We start from the raw sequence: 18,723 nt of genomic DNA, 5'->3' as shown, positions 1-18,723 counted from the left end.
TTCCCCTGTACTATAAACCTACCCGGATTCCCAGGCTGAACTGTCTCACATATGGATAACCTCCTGAATCACTATATCCGCCAATCAGACTGTACGGATCATTACTTGTCTCAGGATCTACACCTGGATAATTGGTGATGGTGAACAGGTTGGTCGCGGAAACGTACGCAGATATACCATTCAGTTTCCATTTGCTGGTCAGGCTTTTTGGAAACTGGTAAGCAAAGGTTACCGATTTTAATTTGATGAAAGATGCATCATACACATTGTTACTTGCGGCGTAAGCATAAGCGCCCTGACCCTGAATTAAGCGTGGTCTTGTGGCATCCGTGTTTTCAGGAGTCCAGCGGTCTAGAATTCTAATACCTTTGTTTGTTCTCTTTCCCATGTCCTGGTTCTGCACATCTGCCAGATAGTAAATATCTCCACCATAAGAGAAGGTTGCCAGTGTGGTCAGACTGAAATCTTTATAGCTCATCCTGTTGGTATAACCGCCGTAAAATTTAGGCTCGGCTTTTCCAATGATATCATCCGCAAAATACCTGATTCCGGGACCAAAAGCATTAGGATCTAATATATAACTAGGGTCACCGATACCGAGGTATGGATAACTACCCGCGAGCACATTTCCTACTTTATATGCATCCACCTCAGCCTGTGTGCTAAGAATTTTATCGAACACCCTTCCGTATAGCAGCCCCACTGGTTCTCCTACTTTCAGCACAGTATTTCCAAACTGGTAGATGCCCGGATTGTCCGGATCGTCAACCTGGTTAGATAGCGCAAGTACTTTAGAACGGTTGCCGGATATATTAAAACTCCCTGACCATTGGAAATTTTTACCCCGTATAAAATCTCCACTCAGTTCTATTTCCAGACCACGGTTACGAATGTTGGCAATATTTGAAGTCACCTGGCCAAAACCGGAGCTTCCCGCAACGGTTGTAGGGAACAACACTCCACTAGTGGTCTTTTCATAATAACCCACTCCTCCGCGAAGACGGGAATTAAAAAAGGCAAAATCGATACCCGCATCTTTTTGTAAGGTGGATTCCCATTTTAACCGCTCATTACCAAGCTGTGAAGGTGAAAGTCCATTCAACCCCGCATATGATACCGGTGAATAAAGGGTATAGAACAGGTTGTTGCCAATATTCTGAGTACCAGTATAACCGGCACTCGCTCTCAGTTTGATCTCACTGATCCATTTCACATTCTTTAAAAAATTCTCCTGTGAAATCCTCCATGCCACACCGCCCGAAGGGAAATAACCTACACGGTTGGTCACCGGGAATTTTGAAGAAGCGTCCGACCTCCCTGTAAATGTGAACATGTATTTATCCATCAGGCTATAGTTAGCTCTCATGTAAAAACTCAGCAATGAATTCTGATCTGATGTTCCTGTTGATGGTAAAGTTACCGCTGCTGAAGAAAGGTTATTTAAATACTCATCGTCGGGGAAGCCCTGTCCGCTTGCAGAAAAAGCATTCCCTTTCGTGATCTGCCAATCTGTACCAGCCACCACATTCAAACGGTGATTTTCATTGAATTCTTTATTCCAGGTTATCGTATTCTGAACAAAGGTATTTACCTGCTCAGCCTGTGCCTGTGTAGCCGTACCGTTGTTAGAGCTTCCAGTTCCATTAGGTGTAGCCACCGCTACAGTACTTGGGATATAGTTGTTCTGACGGTAATTATTGTAGTTTACAGAAACCGAACTTCTAAAGGTGAGGTCTTTTACGATGTCATATTCACCTGCCAGACTACCGATCAGGAAAAGTGTGTTCGACTTATTAATCCCTTTGGTAAGTAAAAGCGGGTTTTGAAATCCTTCATACGCATAGGCACCGATAGATGCAGGGTCAATAATTTTAATACTGCCATCCGCATTGTATGGATCTACCGTAGGCGGTGCAAATATAGCCTGTGTATACAATCCGTTGGTGATGTTATTGGTACTGAAACCATAATCCAGATTGGTATTGAAACGCAATTTACTGGTGATGTCATTGTCCAGACTTACCTTTCCGGCGATACGCCTGAAGTCTGTTCCCAATACCGTTCCTTGCGAACTGTTGTAGCTGAGTGAAGTATAATAACGCGAACCTGAACCACCACCTCTCACCGAAAGGTCTGCATTTTGAGTGATCCCTGTACGGGTCACCAGGTCAAGCCAGTCCGTGTTTGCTGTTCCAAAATAACCCGGATCAGTAAGGATCTGCGTAGCAAGTGCATTTGGTGCAAGTACCGGAACTTTCGCTGCACGTGCATCGTTCAGGTTTTTAGCAGCTTCTTTGACAATCATGATGTATTGATCTCTGTTCAATACCTTTTCGTTCTCAGCTAAGCTTACTCCTGTATAATAATTAGCCTCAAAGACTGGCTTCTGATTCATCTTACCTTTTTTGGTCGTGATGATCACTACCCCATTTGCCGCTCTTGAGCCGTAAATAGCTGTTGCAGAAGCATCTTTAAGGATATCTATAGTTTCAATGTCATTGATGTTCAGTCCACCCAAACTATTCAGTCCACGTGCAAAAGAACCTGCCACCGTAAAATTAGGGTCGTCATTTCCGCCTCTTTCCACCGGACTCACGATATCTGATGCTCCTTGCTGGTAGCGGTTCTGAACTTGTATCTGCACGCCATCGATGATATACAATGGATCATTTCCCCCCATCAAAGAGGTTCCACCCCTGATCCGAATCTTGGCAACCCCTCCCGGAGAACCATCTGCCTGCACTACCTGCACACCGGCAGCTTTACCGCTCAGCGCCTGATCGAAAGTAGCAAAAGGCACATCCTTTACCTCAGTGATACTTACCGAAGCAACAGATCCCGTGAGGTCCTTTCTTTTCGTCGTACCATAACCGACCACCACAGTCTCTTCCAGTCTGTTTGTTTCCAATACCATAGACACCATCATACCAGTCCTGGCTACCATTTCTTTTGTAGCATATCCTACGTAAGAAAAAACCAAAACAGTCTTTTCATCAGGCACCGTAATTTCAAAGGCGCCGTTAGCTTTAGTCTCTACAGCTCTGGTGTCATTTTTGATCTTTACGGTTACCCCCGGAAGTGGCAAACCTCTCTCATCGGTCACCATACCTCTTACCACATGGTCTGCAAAAAAATCACCAACACGCCCCAGAAAAGAATCATGTTCTTTTCCCCTAAGGGTAATTGTATTTTTATTGATTTCGTAATTTAAAGGCTGGTTGTCAAATATTTTTTCCAGCACTTCTTTAATGTTCTTTTCGTCAACCTTGATGTCTACGGGTATCGCCTGTTTCATCAGGTTGTCGCTGTAAAGAAATATATAACCGCTTTGTTTGGTTATGTCGGTCAGGACTGACTTCAGCGGTGCATTAGAACTAGACAAGCTAATTTTCTGGGCCAGTACCGAAGCACTAACCTGAAGCATGGATGCTATCAATATTACGGTGGTTAAGCGCATAATTAGCAAAATTTTGTGGTACAGAGGTGAAGGTACACCCCTTTTCCTGGTATAATTTTTATACATTTGTTTAGTTGGTTCTATGCAGTTTGCCCAGGTTTCGAAGCATTGGCATTCTGCGGGTTAACGGTTAATTCTAATTGGCCGGAGCCAACTCTGAACCAGGCTTTCTTGAAGTCTGGTTTTTTTGATTGTGGTCTATCGTAGTGGTTTGGTCATTGATATGGGTTTAGTTGAATAATTGATTATTTACCTGGAAACGTAGACTATTCTTCCTTTTACTTTAAAAGATACATTTCCTGTTGATTCTAAAGACTTTAACACCTCTGATAAATTGTCGAACCTAGACACACCTCCACTAAAAGTCTCTTCCGAAACCTCGTCGGTATATATCACCTCCACATTATACCAGCGCTCTACTTTTCTCATGATTGATTTTATATTTTCACTTTCGAAAACGAACTGCTTATTTTTCCAGGCTATTGCAGCATTTACATCTACTTTAGCAATAGAAATCCGGTTGCCGGTATTCACCGACTGAAATCCGGGATCTAATAATTTATCCACTCCATTTGCAGAAACCTTAACCAGCCCCTCAAGCAGCGTCGTCTTCACCGATTTTTCATTATCATAGGCATCTACATTAAAATGCGTTCCTAATACCTCTATTTCCTGTACCTTAGTCAGCACCCTGAAAGGAGCCTGTTTGTTTTTCGCTACTTCAAAATAACCCTCTCCACTTAATTTCACCACACGTCCGGAGCTTAAAAACTTTGCTGGAAACTCCAGTTTACTATCAGCATTCAGCCAAACATGGGTACCGTCCCTCAACACGATTTCATAGGTGCCGCCTTTCGGTGTACTGATACTTAGCATCGCAGCCTCATTATCTTCATTCAATCCCACCGCTGCATCTGAAACAGAAGAGCCGTCATCGTAAGTCAGTTTACCTGCATCTATCACCAATCCCGACTTCGCATCACTTAAGGCAATCGCCTTTCCGTTTGGCAACGTAAGGGTCGCTGTATTTTTACCTGCTTCCACGTGTATCCTGTCATCTGTAGAATTGAGCAACGATACTGACCCGACCACCATTATAATCGCTGCCGCTGCAGCGATCCATTTCCAATAGATCCGCTTTATTTTTCTCCCGGCAAGCATCCTGTTGTATATTGCGTCTGATTTAGCTACAGGCATACGAAGCAGATGATCGTCCTGAAATGAAGTCCAATGATCATCCATCGCCACTTTTATATCCTCCTCTGAGGATAGATTTCCTACAAGAGATTTCCATTCCTCAAATTCAGATGAAGACATCTGATTGTGAATATATTGTTGATGAAGGTAATCTACTCTTTCTTTATTCATCTTTTAATATTTTGGTTTCGGATAACGATCCTCCATGCCCCCTTTATTATAAGAACGCATGAGGAATTCCATCGGGGTAATGGAAAATTAAAATTTATTGAAATAATTTATAAATAATCAATAAAGCAGCAATATCAGTATGCTGCTGCACATATACCCTTAGAAATTTCAATGCCAATTTCATGTGCGTATGTACTGTTGCAGGCGATAAATGAAGCTTTTCCGCTACCTGCTCATATTTCAAACCTTCTTCCCTGCAAAGCAGGTATACCTGCTTTTGCTGAGCCGGCAGGAGTTCAATGCCTTTCTCCAAAACCTTTTTAGTATCGTTGAGAATAATCAGTTCTTCTGTTTCATTATGATCTTCATGCCAGGTCACGGCCGAACTAAGATCGCGGCGATTCTCTAATACCTTACGTCGTAACATATCGAAGGAACGATTTCTCGTTAATGTTTGCAGATAGGGGTTCAGGCTTTTTATCGGCAATGCACTGGAATCTCTCAACCACAATTTTAAAAATACCTCATGAACCACTTCCTCCGCATCTGTTTCCGATTTGAGGTATCTCAATGCATAAGTATAGACTCTTGGATAGTATTTCTCATAAATAACCCTGAAAGCACTTTCGTCTCTCTGAGCTATCCGTTCCAATAAATTGTTTTCTATGTCCATGTATTGTTATCCAATATTAAAGAAAATATTTGTTAGAAACACAGCTTTCGAGTATATGATGATCAGACCTGCATAGAGTTTGTGTTAAATGCTTTCTTACTAACACCCTTGCCTGATATTTACTTAACTTTAAGCCCAAACTATTTATAGATCATGGATTACTCACTACTCATTTTCATTCAGATTATCATCGGGCTGTTTTTCAGCATCTTATTCCTTCAATCGGGCTTAGACAAGGTTCTTAATTACCGGGACAATAAATCTTATATTGACAGTGTTTTTGAGAAAACATTTTTAAAAAGTTTCTCCCCTCTTCTTTTTATTGGGATTTTGCTATTGGAAACCGCAGCTGGCATTTTATGTAGTACTGGCAGTATTTACTATCTTCTCACACAGGAAAGCATCATGTTGGTAATCGGCCTGCAATTGTCTGTCATAAGTTTAGTTTGTCTGTTTTTGGGACAGCGAATTGCAAAGGATTATGCAGGTGCAGCAGGACTTGTACCATACCTTATCCTGGGTGTTTTCGGTATATACTTGTTTGGTCAGGCTGGATAAATACAATCCTGGCGCCTGAATTCTCTGTCCTTTAAACATTAGCTTTAAAAAAGTGTTATAGTTATTGAAATCAACCCTTTAACTATGAGAACATCACTTTTAATCGTTATTGCTGCATTCCTAGCCGCATGCAATTCCAATACGAGATCTAACAAGTCCGTGACAGATAGCCTGGCTACAGACACCGCAATCAGCGATACTGCTCAGCATGCTGCATTGCCCGCACCAGACACCAATTCTTCTAAAAACAAATTCAGCAAAGTAATAGGCTGGCCTGCTGACAAAGCACCTGTAGCGCCAGAGGGCTTTGTGGTGACAAAATTTGCCACTGATTATAAAAGCCCGAGAAATATCTATGTTGCGCCCAATGGAGATATTCTTATCGTGTTGTCCAACTCCGAACGCTCGCTAAAAGAAAAGGTAGCCAATGCCATCACCGGCAAAGCCAAAGCAGAAGTAGCGGGAAAAAGTGCCAACACCGTGGTCCTCCTGCGAGATGCCAATAACGACGGAACGCCTGAAATACAAAGTGATTTCATCACAGGATTAAACCAGCCCTATGGTGTGCTGATCTTCGGAAATGCATTTTATGTAGCCAATACCGATGGACTGATGAAATATCCTTATAAAACGGGCGACACAAAGATCACCGGAAAAGGCACCAAAATTTTAAGTCTGCCAGCGGGCGGCTACAACAACCACTGGACGCGTAACCTGATCGCAAATGCCGATAATTCTAAAATCTATGTTTCTGTAGGCTCAGGCAGCAATGTCGGAGAAAACGGCATGGAGCATGAAGTCCGCAGAGCAAATATCCTGGAGATTAATCCGGATGGCACAGGCGAGCAAATTTATGCAAGCGGATTGAGGAATCCTGTTGGAATGGCTTGGGCACCAAGTACAGACGCCTTGTGGACAGCAGTAAATGAACGGGACGGCCTGGGAGATGACCTGGTACCTGACTATATCACCAGCGTGAAAAAAGGTGCATTTTATGGTTGGCCTTACGCCTACTTTGGGAAAAATGAAGATCCGCGATGGAAAGGTAAACATCCTGACATGGTAAATAAAACCATCTCCCCGGATGTGCCGGTCGGCGCCCATACCGCGTCTCTGGGACTGGCGTTCTATACTGGAGATAAATTCCCGGAAAAATATAAGAATGGCGCTTTTATCGGTCAGCATGGGTCATGGAACAGATCTGCGCTATCGGGATATAAGGTTGCTTTTGTCCCCTTTAAAAATGGGAAACCCAGCGGCCCTGTGCAGGACTTCCTCACTGGTTTCATAGCTGATCCGGATAAAGGTGAAGTATATGGAAGGCCTGTGGGAGTAGCTGTAACTAAGGATGGCGCCCTATTGGTGGCTGATGATGTGAGTAGTACGATATGGAGAATCTCCGCAAAATAGCTCAATAAAAAAAAGGGGTATTGCAACACAGCAATACTCCTTTTTTGTTATCTACCTAATTGCTTAGCAATACTGGTCAAACGCACCGATTAAGCTATCGGCAATCATTTGTGCAGGACGTCCCTCAATCTGGTGACGCTCGATCATGTGAACAAGCTTACCGTCTTTGAACAATGCCATAGAAGGAGATGACGGAGGGAAAGGCATCATATAACCTCTTGCTCTGTCTACCGCTTCTTTTTCCATACCTGCAAAAACTGTTACCAGTTTATCAGGATGTTTTTCATTAGCCGCTGCAAGTCTCGCAGCAGGGCGTGCATTTGCCGCAGCACAACCACATACTGAATTTACCACAACGAATACAGTTCCTTCACCGCTAATGGCATTATCAACTTCTTCTGCTGTTTTCAATTCCTCAAAACCTACTTTTGTAAGCTCTGCACGCATTGGCTCAACTAAATATTCTGGATACATATCTTTAAATGCTTTTAATAATTTCTATTTCAACGCGACAAATGTACTGCACTTGCAGTTAGCATCAAAGGCTTAGGCTTGTTGAAGCATAGTTTTTACCCTCAAATTACAAGCATTACCTTATTTATGCCGAAAGATTTTAGATTACATATTCTATATTACTACTGAAAGTCACCCCTGGATGTGTCCAACTATTCGACTGGTAGTAGACTGATTCGTAACTGATAGAAAATTCCTTCGGAAAATGGGTACCCTTTTGCGAAGCAGACCCGAAGCAGGTAAGTTTCAAGACCACACAATCTCAGATTACATTGTGCTCGCTATGCGCTCGTATCAACTAGGGTACTCCTCCGTATCATCTTCGGTGTTGGTTCGATTGGGATCGAATCAACACCGAAGATGGAGCGCAGTTGTACCGGAGCAATTACGACCACAGCACGAACTGAAGGCTTGACTGTCAAAACAATGTACTTATGCAATGGTACGGCCGTCATTTTTGAATTTGGCTAAACTATTGCCTACTTTTGCATCACGAAAGCAGTGATTACTGTTTAAAATAAAGAAACATTTAAAAATAATAATAATATGTCATCAGTAGAGACAACTTACGTTCCTTACAAAGTTAAGGACATTTCACTGGCAGAATGGGGCCGCAAAGAGATCGGATTGGCAGAGGCTGAAATGCCGGGACTAATGTCATTACGCGAAGAATTCGGTCCGTCAAAACCTTTAAAAGGCGCACGCATCGCGGGATGTCTGCACATGACCATCCAAACTGCAGTTTTAATTGAAACGCTGGTAGAACTAGGTGCTGAAGTTACCTGGTCTTCTTGTAATATATTTTCTACCCAGGATCATGCTGCTGCAGCTATCGCCGCTGCAGGTATCCAGGTATATGCATGGAAAGGCTTAGACGAAGAAAGCTTTGACTGGTGTATCGAACAAACTTTACACTTCGGACCTGAGCGTCAGCCATTAAACATGATCTTAGATGATGGTGGTGACCTGACAAACATGGTATTTGATAAATTCCCTGAATTAATTGCAAACATCAAAGGTCTTTCTGAAGAAACTACAACCGGAGTTCACCGCTTATATGAGCGCATGAAAAACGGAACATTGCACTTACCCGCAATCAACGTAAATGATTCAGTTACAAAATCTAAGTTTGACAACAAATACGGTTGCCGTGAATCTTTAGTTGATGCGATCCGTCGTGCAACTGACGTAATGATGGCTGGTAAAGTAGCAGTTGTAGCCGGTTATGGTGATGTAGGTAAAGGTTCTGCTGAATCTTTAAGCTCACAAGGTGTACGTGTGATCGTTTCAGAAATTGACCCGATCTGTGCACTGCAGGCTGCAATGGAAGGTTATGAAGTGAAGAAATTTGCTACAGCGGTTTTAGAAGCTGATATTATCGTTACCACGACTGGTAACTGCGATATCGTTCGTGCTGAGCATTTCAAAGCCATGAAAGATAAAGCAATCGTTTGTAACATTGGTCACTTTGACAATGAGATCGACGTAGCCTGGTTAAACAAAAACTATGGGGATACTAAAGTTGAGATCAAACCTCAGGTAGATAAATATACCATCGACGGTAAAGACATCATTCTATTGGCTGAAGGCCGCTTGGTAAACTTAGGTTGCGCCACTGGTCACCCGAGCTTTGTAATGTCTAACTCTTTCACCAACCAGACGCTTGCGCAATTGGAGCTTTGGGTGAATACAGATAAATATGAGAACAAAGTTTACGTTCTTCCTAAATATTTGGATGAGAAAGTTGCCCGTTTACACCTTGCAAAAATTGGTGTAGAGCTGGACGTTTTAGATCAGCACCAGGCTGATTATATTGGTGTTCCGGTAGAAGGCCCTTTTAAACCTGATGCTTACAGATACTAATTTGATTTACTGTCTGGGATTTTAGTTTTTACAACTTTCCCATGCAGTGTAAAAGGATGTTGCAAAAATAACTGCAGCATCCTTTTTTATTATTTAATCAAAGGTTACTGACTTTTATCTTTTAACTTCTCATGATAAATGTCTGTTGGACTTCCAAACAGGTAAAAAAGCTTCTTCTTCAAACCCTTTGCTTTTCTCACGTCTTTTATGATGTCATTGAGTTCGTGAAAATTCAGAAATAGCGGATTTAGCCTGTTTCCTATCGGAGTGGTAATTCCATAGTCGGGTCGTTCTTCTTCTTTTTGATAAGTTCGAAACATCCTGTCCCAGAAAATAAAGGTTGCAGCGAAATTTTTATCCAGATATTTTTCATTACGGCCATGATGAACTCTGTGGTTAGACGGTGTAGCCAAAAGATACTCAAGATATGGGTGTAACCTTCCAATGTACTCCGTGTGTACCCAAAACTGAAAAAGCACACTTACCTGACTGGTAACAAAGAATACAACTGGATGAAAGCCCAACAAGGCTACAGGCAAAAAGAACAATATTTTTATGTTCTGAATCCAGCTTAGTCTAAAAGCTACAGTTAAATTATAGGTTTCAGCAGAATGATGTACAATATGGGTAGCCCATAAAAAACGGTTTTCATGAGAAATTCTGTGAGACCAATAACTACAAAGATCAAATAGCAAATAACAAGGTATTATTGTCCACCAACTCAGTTCCATCCGCCAGGGTACAAGATTATAAATCCAGACAGCACCATAGATCATGCCTGTCTTTATTAAAAAATTAATAAATACGTTACCAAGACCAACCAGTGTAGAACCAATGCTTTCCCTGGTTTTATATATTTGTTTTTTCTCAAACCATGAAAATCCAATCTCCAGGAAAGTAAAAAAGGCCATTACAGGGATTGCATAAACAATTATTTCAGGAGAGCTCTCCTCAAGTTCTGTTAATTTGCTTAAAGAAATTTTATCAGCACCAAAAAACGCCATATCGCAGTTATAGTTTAACTATAAAGAAATGACTATTTTACTGTAACTACAATACCTAAAAATGGGTATTTACAGGAGTCTGAGGAAAATATTACTCTTGCCCATGTTGATTTTATCTAGGTATTGTAACTCAAATATATCAGCAATGGGCTAGCTAAAAAGCTAACCCATTATTTTTTCTGGACAACAGTGAAATAAATTCGGGATGACGAATTACTCCACTTTACTTTCTATTTTTTCACCTTTCTTCATTTTGTCCAGGGTACCTTGGTATTGCGGTTTTTCTGCTGCGGCAACCAGGTTAACTGCTTTTTGCTGCATCGCAATTGCTTCGTCTTTCTTACCTAATTTGTAAAGCAGGTTTGCATAAGTATCCAGGAAAGCAGGTTCTTTTTCCTGAGTTGCATCAACACTGCGTTTGCTCCATGCCAAGGCAGAGGCGACGCAATCAGGATCCTTGCAGTTTTCAAAGACTGTCCAGGCAAAACTGTTCAGCATCTGAGGGTTTACTTCGGTACCGTATTTTTTCATATAAGCAAGCACTGCAGTCTGGAATTTGTCCCAGGCTTTTGCACCCTGATAAACCTGAACCTTCAAAAGGTCAGTTGACTTGCTGATGTCAACAGTAGGATATTTAGCGGTTGCCACGGCAATCAGAGAATCTATATTGGCATTAGGTTTTCTCAGGTGAGGGTAGATTTCTTCTGAAAGAATTACCCGTCCTACGGTTTCATTGGCTTTACCTTTTCCAAGGGTTGCATCTACTTTAGCAGGCTCTTTTAACATCAACTGAAAGCCTTTGCTTTTACTGTTATTGGTAAATAAACCAAGGAATTCCAGGTTTTCTTTAGTGTAAAGATTGGTTTGTGTATTCAGATATGCTGCTGACACCTTATCAGAATTTTCCTGATCATAAGCACCCGCCGCAGTCATGGCCAGTTGTCTTAACTCTTCCGGTGTAGACTTACCTGCCTCATATTTTTTCAGCAGCGTATAATATTGTGTTTCAGGTTTCAAAGCTTTTTCTGCCCTGGCGATAAAGTCATCAGCCTCGCCGCCACCTACGATACGGTGAACCAATTGTCCATCGGGTGAAAAGATCAGGAAGGTCGGGTAAGCACGGACATTGAATTCTTTGCTCATGGACTCAGCGTCTGCATACCAGGCTTTTACTTCTTCATTATCGTCTTTGGTTTTATCGAACTGGATTTTTACATTCACGAAATTCTTATTGAAGAACGTCCCTACTTTTTCCTGAGGAAAAATAGTGCTGGCCATGTACTTGCAAGGGCCGCACCAGGTAGTGAAACAATCAACAAAAAGGTATTTATTTTCTTTTTTTGCCTTTTCCTTGACCTGCTGCCAGCTGAGGCCATGTTCAAAATGGGTTCCTTTTTCTTGCGCTAATCCTATAAAAGGCAGCAACAGGAACAATAATGTTAGTTTTTTCATGATTAAGGGCTTTTTATGTTTTTATACAAATTAAATTTAGTGAAAATAATGCAAACAGGTAGCACCTTAAAGTTTTACAATATTTTATATTTGCTCTATGACGAAGTTATCTGTAAACATCAACAAAATCGCTACGCTCCGCAACAGTCGCGGGGGCAACAATCCTGACCTGGTAAAAGTGGCGCTGGACTGTGAGCGGTTTGGTGCTGAAGGCATCACTGTACACCCTCGTCCGGACGAGCGGCACATACGTTATAAGGATGTTTATGACCTTAAGTCTGTCATCGCTACCGAATTCAATATTGAAGGAAATTGCAGGGAACAAAAATTCGTAGACCTTGTGCTTGAGAATAAGCCTGCCCAGGTGACACTTGTACCAGATGCAGAAGGACAAATTACCTCAAATCACGGATGGGATACCATTAAACATGAAGATTACCTTAAAGAAATGGTTGCAGTTTTCAAATCTGCAGGCATACGCGTTTCTATATTCGTAGATCCAATTGTGGAGATGGTTAAGGCGGCGGCATTGACCGGTACAGACAGGATTGAGCTGTATACAGAGGCTTATGCACACAATTATTATGACAACCGGGAAAAGGCGATTTTACCATATGTAGCCGCAGCCCACAAGGCGCACGAGATTGGGCTTGGTATTAATGCCGGCCATGATCTGGACCTGCATAACCTTAAGTATTTTGCGGAGAGCATCCCGGGTTTACTTGAGGTAAGCATAGGCCATGCCCTGATCAGTGACGCTTTATATCTCGGACTGGAAAATACGATACAGCTATACCTGAAGCAATTGAAACATTAAATCTATGCTACCATGAAAAACACACTATTAATGCTTACTGCATTGGTTCTATTTATGGCTTCAGGCTGTAAAAACAATGCGGCTTTAGACGAAAGTACGGCGGAAGACCTGGTGACTGCGTATCTAAAATCAAACCCTGAGTATGAGACGGCAAAAATTGATGTGGGAGAAATCAGATTCAGGAGCATAAATGATATGATTTTGCTCAAAAAATACAAAGGCCTTAAAGAAAAAGGCCTGATAGACCTGACGCTTCAGAAACAAAAGAAAAAGTTCCTGTCTAAAGACAGCACCTATTTTTATATGGTGAGCCTTACAGATCAGTCGAAGCCTTATATACTAAAGCAGGACGAAAGACATGCTACTGTAAAAGCCGTTAATTATGAGCTGGACGAAGAACAGCCAATCAGTCTTTTACAGAGTGATTCCAGGATTGCAAAAGTGACCGTTTCGTTAAAAAAGGTAAAGAATGATTTTGCTGTATTCCTGAAAAACAAGGGAACTGCAAGTGATTTTATCACAAAAACTTATAAAGTAAAGTTTAAGAAAGAAACAGGATGGATATTGGTCGGGGAATAGGTTAAAGAAAGGGGATTTTTTATTACCTTTGCGCAACTTTTTATTTCAAGATTACATGAGCTTAAACATTCATTACCAAGAAGACTTTAAAGATCGCCACATTGCACCTAATTCAGATGACACAAATGCAATGCTTGCCACAATTGGCGTTGGTTCTGTTGACGAATTGATTGAACAAACTGTTCCTCAAAAGATCAGACTGGCACAGCCATTAAACCTGCCGGCAGCTAAGTCTGAAAAAGACTATCTGAGCAGCTTAAGACAAACGGCTTCTTTAAACAAAGTTTTCAAATCATACATAGGTCAGGGATATTATGATACGATCACTCCAGGGGTAATTTTACGTAACGTAATGGAAAACCCGGGATGGTACACACAATATACTCCATACCAGGCCGAGATTGCGCAAGGCCGCTTACAGGCATTGTTAAATTTCCAGACGATGGTGATAGACCTTACGGGAATGGAAATTGCCAATGCTTCTTTACTGGATGAAGGTACTGCAGCAGCTGAGGCGATGTTTATGCAATACAGCTTGCGTAAGAACCAGCAGGCTGCTAAATTCTTTGTGTCGGAACTGTTATTCCCTCAAACCATAGACATCCTGAAAACCCGTGCAAATCCTTTTGGAATTGAGCTGGTGATCGGCGATCATCAATCTTCTGAGCTGAATGAAGAATTCTTTGGTGCAATCATCCAGTATCCTGCAGGAAATGGTGAGGTATTTGACTATACCGGTTTTGCACAGAATGCACATGAGAAGAATGTAAAAGTTACTGTTGTTGCGGATCTTTTAAGCTTAACGTTATTAACTCCTCCGGGAGAATGGGGTGCTGACATCGTTGTTGGTACAACTCAGCGTTTTGGTGTGCCAATGGGATTTGGCGGACCGCATGCAGCATATTTCGCTACTAAAGAAGAATACAAACGTTCTATTCCTGGACGTATCATCGGTGTAACGATCGACAGCAATAACAACTATGCTTTACGTATGGCTTTACAGACCAGAGAGCAACACATCCGCAGGGATAAAGCGACCTCTAATATCTGTACTGCACAAGCATTATTGGCTATTATGGCTGGTTTTTATGCCGTATATCATGGTCCGAAAGGATTAAAATTAATCGCTGAACGTACTCACGGCCTGGCTATAAACCTAGCCCAGTCGCTGGAGAAAATAGGTTACAAACAATTGAACAGTGCTTATTTTGACACGATTCAGTTAGACCTTGGCGATCTTGTTGATTCGATCCACAGAGAGTGTATTGACAATGAGATAAACTTAAATTACAATGGAAGTATTGTAACCATCGCATTAGATGAAACCGCTTCTGCGGAAGACATTAAATTGTTGGTTAAGATCTTCTCAAAAGTAAAAGCAATTGCATCTGATGCTGTAGAGCTTGCTGATGACAAAAATATCACCTCTGTAATCCCTGAAAAACTACAACGTACTTCAGCATACTTAGGTCACCCGGTTTTCAATGCGCATCATTCAGAGCATGAAATGCTGCGTTACATCAAATCATTAGAGACTAAAGATCTTTCGCTTTGTCATTCTATGATTGCTTTGGGTTCATGTACCATGAAACTGAATGCAACTACTGAAATGATTCCTGTAACCTGGCCGGAATTTGGAAGAATCCATCCTTTCGCTCCTGCTGATCAGGTAGCTGGTTATTATACTGTATTTAACGAACTGGACAGATGGTTAAGTGAAATCACAGGCTTTGCTGCGATGAGCTTACAGCCTAATGCCGGTGCACAAGGTGAATATGCCGGACTGATGGTCATCAGGGCTTATCATCAGGACCGTGGTGATGATCACCGTAACATCGCTTTGATTCCTTCATCTGCACACGGAACCAATCCGGCTTCTGCAGCAATGGCAGGCATGAAAATCGTTGTTGTAAAATCATTGGAGAACGGAAACATTGATGTGGATGACCTTAAAGCTAAAGCAGAACAATACGCTACAGATCTATCATGTTTGATGGTTACTTACCCGTCTACACATGGTGTGTTTGAAGAAAGCATTATTGATATCTGTAACATCATCCATGAAAATGGAGGTCAGGTATATATGGATGGAGCAAACATGAATGCACAGGTTGGATTAACAAGTCCGGCAAATATTGGCGCTGACGTTTGTCACTTGAATTTACATAAGACATTCTGTATCCCTCACGGTGGTGGTGGTCCTGGCATGGGTCCAATCGGCGTTGCAAAACACCTTATTCCTTACCTTCCGGGACATGCAGTTGTGGATATTGATAAAGGAAAATCTATTCACGCGGTATCCTCTGCGCCATGGGGTTCTGCTTCTATTCTGATCATTTCCCATGCTTACATCGCAATGATGGGTGGAGAAGGATTAACAAATGCTACAAAGTACGCGATCTTAAACGCGAATTATATGAAAGCACGTCTGGAGCAACACTACCCGGTATTGTATTCAGGTTCAAAAGGCCGTTGTGCACATGAGATGATCCTGGATTGCCGCGGCTTCAAAAACTTCGGAATTGAGGTAGTTGATATTGCAAAACGTTTGATGGATTATGGCTTCCATGCGCCTACAGTATCATTCCCGGTTGCAGGAACACTAATGGTGGAACCTACAGAGAGTGAACCTAAGCACGAGCTTGACCGTTTCTGTGATGCGCTGATCGCCATCAGAAATGAAATTACTGCGGTAGAGGCAGGTGAAATGGACAAGACAGACAATCCATTGAAAAATGCTCCACATACAGCGACCGTAGTAACCGGCAATGAGTGGAACCATAGCTATAGCAGACAAACTGCTGCGTTCCCTCTTCCTTATGTGGCAGCTTATAAATTCTGGCCATCAGTGGGCAGGGTGAATGATTCCTATGGCGACAGGTCATTGGTTTGTTCATGCCCTCCTATCGAGAGCTATGAAGAAAGCTTCGCGTAACAAAAATCTTATTATAGATTAATCTAACCGGTTAAACCTTTTGATACATTTGTGTTCTAACAATGTATCAAAAGGCTAAGACAGGTTCTTAGTTTAAAAACTAAAACATAAAAGAACAATGAAATTAAAAATCACCTCTTTGGCATTACTTCTTATAGTAGTCGCATCTTCGGCCTTTATAGCTGCTCCAGTTAAACCAGTTACCTATAAAGTTGACCTTACGAAATCTACATTGACATGGGTAGGTAAAAAGCTCACCGGAAGTCACAATGGAACTATTGACCTGCAATCCGGCGATCTATTATTTGACGGCAAAAAATTAACAGGCGGTAATTTTACGATCAACATGACCACTATTAAAGATGCCGACAAAAGTGCTAATCTGGAAAGGCACTTAAAAGCTGATGATTTCTTTGGAGCAGATAAATTTGCAACCTCTGCTTTTGTCATCAAAAAAGTAGCCGCTGCAAGTGGAAGCACGGTAAATGTTACTGGCGACCTTACCATCAAAGGCATCACCAATTCTATTACTTTTCCAGCAACAATTACCTGGAATGCAGATGGAACCGTAACAGCAAATGCTGATAAAGTGCTGGTTGACAGAACTAAATACGGAATTAAATACAGATCAAAAGGAATGTTCCCTGATGTGGGTGATAAAATGATCTATGATGAATTTGAGCTTGCGATTAAACTAGTTGCAAAAAAATAATTTGGACTAACATCCTAAAGAAAAAGTCATTATAAACATAATGGCTTTTTTTTTGTTACATAAGACAATAGGAGTTTAAACATTTGTATTTTATTTATAACTTAGTAAATGATCAATCCCCTCCTGTTTTTTGAAATTATATGGCAGATTCTGTAATCAACCTTCTTGTCATTGACGATGATGATATTAATATATTCATCATTAGAAAAATCGTAGAAAAAACAGGCTATAAAGTTAACATGGTATCCAGAAGTAACGGCCAGTTAGCTGTGGAATATTTGACCGAAATTGCTGATAATCGGGATGTTTTTCCCCAACTTATGCTGGTTGATATTAACATGCCTATACTGAACGGCTGGGAATTTCTTGAGGCTTATGAACAACTTAATCTTCCTCAAAAATCAGACATGTACATGCTTTCTTCTTCGGTTTATGAAAACGATATCGAAAAGGCAAAGAGCTACAAAACCATTAAAGGTTTCATTTCCAAGCCACTTACTATAGAAAGACTTTCAGAGCTGCTTCGCTTAGTTACTCCCTGATCAAGTTATTTTAAATTGCCCGTCAGTTAAGGTCACATGCCCCGTTGCTTTAGATTTTGCATGGTAAAACAAGCATTTCCAATTTTCAGCGGCTGCCTTTTTCCCGAATTCTTCCCTCAACTCCATTGCTTTCCTTCCATCAAAATCATACTTGGCAATGAATTTTCTAAGCAACTCTTCAGGCTCCGGCAATACATCACCACCAAAGAAAACCTTTTCCTGTCCATCAGTAATCAGGAATACCTGGTGGAATGGTGTATGGGCGCCGGTAAGTTCATAGCTAATCTCGTCGGTAAGCTGACCTGAACCTTCAATGAACTTTAGCTGTGCATTACGCTGAAGAAAATCAAAGATTTCGGTTTTATAAGAAGATGAAGTGTTTGTAAATGCACTTTCCCATTCGCCTTGCTGAATCACATAGGTGGCATGGGGAAAGCTCAACTCTATCTTGTCATTTACATGATGTATCATTCCCCCGGAATGGTCAAAATGCAAATGAGACATCAGTACCAGATCTACATCATCAGGATTAAAACCGGCCTTCCTAATGTTGTTGTGAAGCAGGAGTTCACCAGCATCATCACTATATCCTAATCCTGTATCAAATAACACCAGATGATTTTTGAGCTTAACCAGAAAAGGCTGTATATTGACAAACAAAGAAGCCGGACGGTCTTTCGGATTGTCAATTTCCGGGTTAAAGGGAATAAATTTCTTATCAGCGGCTACAGAATAAGTGCCTTCATATAATGTGAAAACTTGCAATGGCGTAGTAATTAAATTAAATGATATATTTACGATATCATATGCAAAGATATGGAACCTGTATGAACTTCATGT

The 18,723-nt window shown here is 41.4% G+C and carries 15 protein-coding genes; 8 read left to right on the top strand and 7 right to left on the bottom strand.

Annotated elements, in window-relative coordinates; translation table 11 throughout:
- Window positions 1-10: 10 nt before the first annotated feature.
- The 3 genes from FA047_RS17555 to FA047_RS17545 all read right to left on the bottom strand — a co-directional run bounded on the left by FA047_RS17555 (window position 11) and on the right by FA047_RS17545 (window position 5,498).
- Window positions 11-3,457: a TonB-dependent receptor gene (locus FA047_RS17555; RefSeq protein ID WP_136837384.1), complete on the bottom strand. Its 3,447-nt coding sequence runs from the start codon at window positions 3,455-3,457 to the stop codon at window positions 11-13.
- Between the two features lie 249 nt (window positions 3,458-3,706).
- Window positions 3,707-4,825 carry a FecR family protein gene (locus tag FA047_RS17550; RefSeq protein ID WP_136837383.1) on the bottom strand — a complete coding sequence of 373 codons (1,119 nt, stop codon included), beginning with the start codon at window positions 4,823-4,825 and terminating at the stop codon, window positions 3,707-3,709.
- A gap of 94 nt (window positions 4,826-4,919) precedes the next feature.
- Window positions 4,920-5,498, bottom strand: a complete 579-nt coding sequence (locus FA047_RS17545; RefSeq protein ID WP_136837382.1) for an RNA polymerase sigma-70 factor — start codon at window positions 5,496-5,498, stop codon at window positions 4,920-4,922.
- 153 nt (window positions 5,499-5,651) lie between these two features.
- Here FA047_RS17545 and FA047_RS17540 point away from each other — a divergent pair, with 153 nt between their 5' ends.
- Together FA047_RS17540 and FA047_RS17535 are read left to right on the top strand one after the other, a co-directional pair.
- The gene (locus FA047_RS17540; RefSeq protein WP_136837381.1) at window positions 5,652-6,056 is read left to right on the top strand and encodes a DoxX family protein; all 405 of its coding nucleotides are present in this window, start codon (window positions 5,652-5,654) and stop codon (window positions 6,054-6,056) included.
- 84 nt (window positions 6,057-6,140) lie between these two features.
- Window positions 6,141-7,466 carry a PQQ-dependent sugar dehydrogenase gene (locus FA047_RS17535; RefSeq protein ID WP_136837380.1) on the top strand — a complete coding sequence of 442 codons (1,326 nt, stop codon included), beginning with the start codon at window positions 6,141-6,143 and terminating at the stop codon, window positions 7,464-7,466.
- Window positions 7,467-7,529: 63 nt separating this feature from the next.
- Here FA047_RS17535 and FA047_RS17530 read toward each other — a convergent pair whose 3' ends face one another.
- Window positions 7,530-7,940 carry a BrxA/BrxB family bacilliredoxin gene (locus FA047_RS17530; RefSeq protein WP_136837379.1) on the bottom strand — a complete coding sequence of 137 codons (411 nt, stop codon included), beginning with the start codon at window positions 7,938-7,940 and terminating at the stop codon, window positions 7,530-7,532.
- Window positions 7,941-8,525: 585 nt separating this feature from the next.
- Between FA047_RS17530 and ahcY the strand changes: the two genes are divergently transcribed.
- A complete protein-coding gene (gene ahcY / locus FA047_RS17525; protein ID WP_136837378.1) occupies window positions 8,526-9,842 on the top strand; it encodes an adenosylhomocysteinase in 1,317 nt (438 codons plus the stop codon).
- Between the two features lie 104 nt (window positions 9,843-9,946).
- Here the strand turns inward: ahcY and FA047_RS17520 are convergent, their stop codons facing one another.
- Both FA047_RS17520 and FA047_RS17515 read right to left on the bottom strand, forming a co-directional pair.
- Window positions 9,947-10,846 (bottom strand): sterol desaturase family protein, encoded by a 900-nt coding sequence (locus tag FA047_RS17520; protein ID WP_136837377.1) that lies wholly within the window; start codon window positions 10,844-10,846, stop codon window positions 9,947-9,949.
- A gap of 213 nt (window positions 10,847-11,059) precedes the next feature.
- Window positions 11,060-12,298, bottom strand: a complete 1,239-nt coding sequence (locus FA047_RS17515) for a thioredoxin family protein (RefSeq protein ID WP_136837376.1) — start codon at window positions 12,296-12,298, stop codon at window positions 11,060-11,062.
- A gap of 97 nt (window positions 12,299-12,395) precedes the next feature.
- Here FA047_RS17515 and FA047_RS17510 point away from each other — a divergent pair, with 97 nt between their 5' ends.
- The 5 genes from FA047_RS17510 (at window position 12,396) to FA047_RS17490 (ending at window position 17,883) form a co-directional block, all read left to right on the top strand.
- Window positions 12,396-13,115, top strand: coding sequence for a pyridoxine 5'-phosphate synthase (locus FA047_RS17510; RefSeq protein ID WP_136837375.1), 720 nt, complete (start codon window positions 12,396-12,398; stop codon window positions 13,113-13,115).
- Between the two features lie 12 nt (window positions 13,116-13,127).
- Entirely contained in the window at window positions 13,128-13,694 is a 567-nt protein-coding gene (locus tag FA047_RS17505) for a hypothetical protein (protein ID WP_136837374.1), read from the top strand.
- Window positions 13,695-13,749: 55 nt separating this feature from the next.
- Window positions 13,750-16,629 (top strand): aminomethyl-transferring glycine dehydrogenase, encoded by a 2,880-nt coding sequence (gene gcvP, locus FA047_RS17500; RefSeq protein WP_136837373.1) that lies wholly within the window; start codon window positions 13,750-13,752, stop codon window positions 16,627-16,629.
- Window positions 16,630-16,747: 118 nt separating this feature from the next.
- Window positions 16,748-17,341 carry a YceI family protein gene (locus FA047_RS17495; RefSeq protein WP_136837372.1) on the top strand — a complete coding sequence of 198 codons (594 nt, stop codon included), beginning with the start codon at window positions 16,748-16,750 and terminating at the stop codon, window positions 17,339-17,341.
- Between the two features lie 140 nt (window positions 17,342-17,481).
- Window positions 17,482-17,883, top strand: a complete 402-nt coding sequence (locus FA047_RS17490; RefSeq protein WP_136837371.1) for a response regulator — start codon at window positions 17,482-17,484, stop codon at window positions 17,881-17,883.
- Here FA047_RS17490 and FA047_RS17485 read toward each other — a convergent pair whose 3' ends face one another.
- A complete protein-coding gene (locus FA047_RS17485) occupies window positions 17,884-18,648 on the bottom strand; it encodes an MBL fold metallo-hydrolase (RefSeq protein WP_136837370.1) in 765 nt (254 codons plus the stop codon).
- Between the last annotated feature and the right edge of the window lie 75 nt (window positions 18,649-18,723).

It is taken from the genome of Pedobacter frigoris (assembly GCF_005116445.1).
GTDB lineage: Bacteria > Bacteroidota > Bacteroidia > Sphingobacteriales > Sphingobacteriaceae > Pedobacter > Pedobacter frigoris.
Note: the sequence above shows the minus strand (reverse complement) of the source record. Positions and strands in the feature narration are given on the sequence as shown.

Coding starts and splice junctions, on each gene's coding strand:
- FA047_RS17555 (WP_136837384.1), bottom strand. CDS start 3,457: ATGCGCTTAACCACCGTAATATTGATAGCATCCATGCTTCAGGTTAGT.
- FA047_RS17550 (WP_136837383.1), bottom strand. CDS start 4,825: ATGAATAAAGAAAGAGTAGATTACCTTCATCAACAATATATTCACAAT.
- FA047_RS17545 (WP_136837382.1), bottom strand. CDS start 5,498: ATGGACATAGAAAACAATTTATTGGAACGGATAGCTCAGAGAGACGAA.
- FA047_RS17540 (WP_136837381.1), top strand. CDS start 5,652: ATGGATTACTCACTACTCATTTTCATTCAGATTATCATCGGGCTGTTT.
- FA047_RS17535 (WP_136837380.1), top strand. CDS start 6,141: ATGAGAACATCACTTTTAATCGTTATTGCTGCATTCCTAGCCGCATGC.
- FA047_RS17530 (WP_136837379.1), bottom strand. CDS start 7,940: ATGTATCCAGAATATTTAGTTGAGCCAATGCGTGCAGAGCTTACAAAA.
- ahcY (WP_136837378.1), top strand. CDS start 8,526: ATGTCATCAGTAGAGACAACTTACGTTCCTTACAAAGTTAAGGACATT.
- FA047_RS17520 (WP_136837377.1), bottom strand. CDS start 10,846: ATGGCGTTTTTTGGTGCTGATAAAATTTCTTTAAGCAAATTAACAGAA.
- FA047_RS17515 (WP_136837376.1), bottom strand. CDS start 12,298: ATGAAAAAACTAACATTATTGTTCCTGTTGCTGCCTTTTATAGGATTA.
- FA047_RS17510 (WP_136837375.1), top strand. CDS start 12,396: ATGACGAAGTTATCTGTAAACATCAACAAAATCGCTACGCTCCGCAAC.
- FA047_RS17505 (WP_136837374.1), top strand. CDS start 13,128: ATGAAAAACACACTATTAATGCTTACTGCATTGGTTCTATTTATGGCT.
- gcvP (WP_136837373.1), top strand. CDS start 13,750: ATGAGCTTAAACATTCATTACCAAGAAGACTTTAAAGATCGCCACATT.
- FA047_RS17495 (WP_136837372.1), top strand. CDS start 16,748: ATGAAATTAAAAATCACCTCTTTGGCATTACTTCTTATAGTAGTCGCA.
- FA047_RS17490 (WP_136837371.1), top strand. CDS start 17,482: ATGGCAGATTCTGTAATCAACCTTCTTGTCATTGACGATGATGATATT.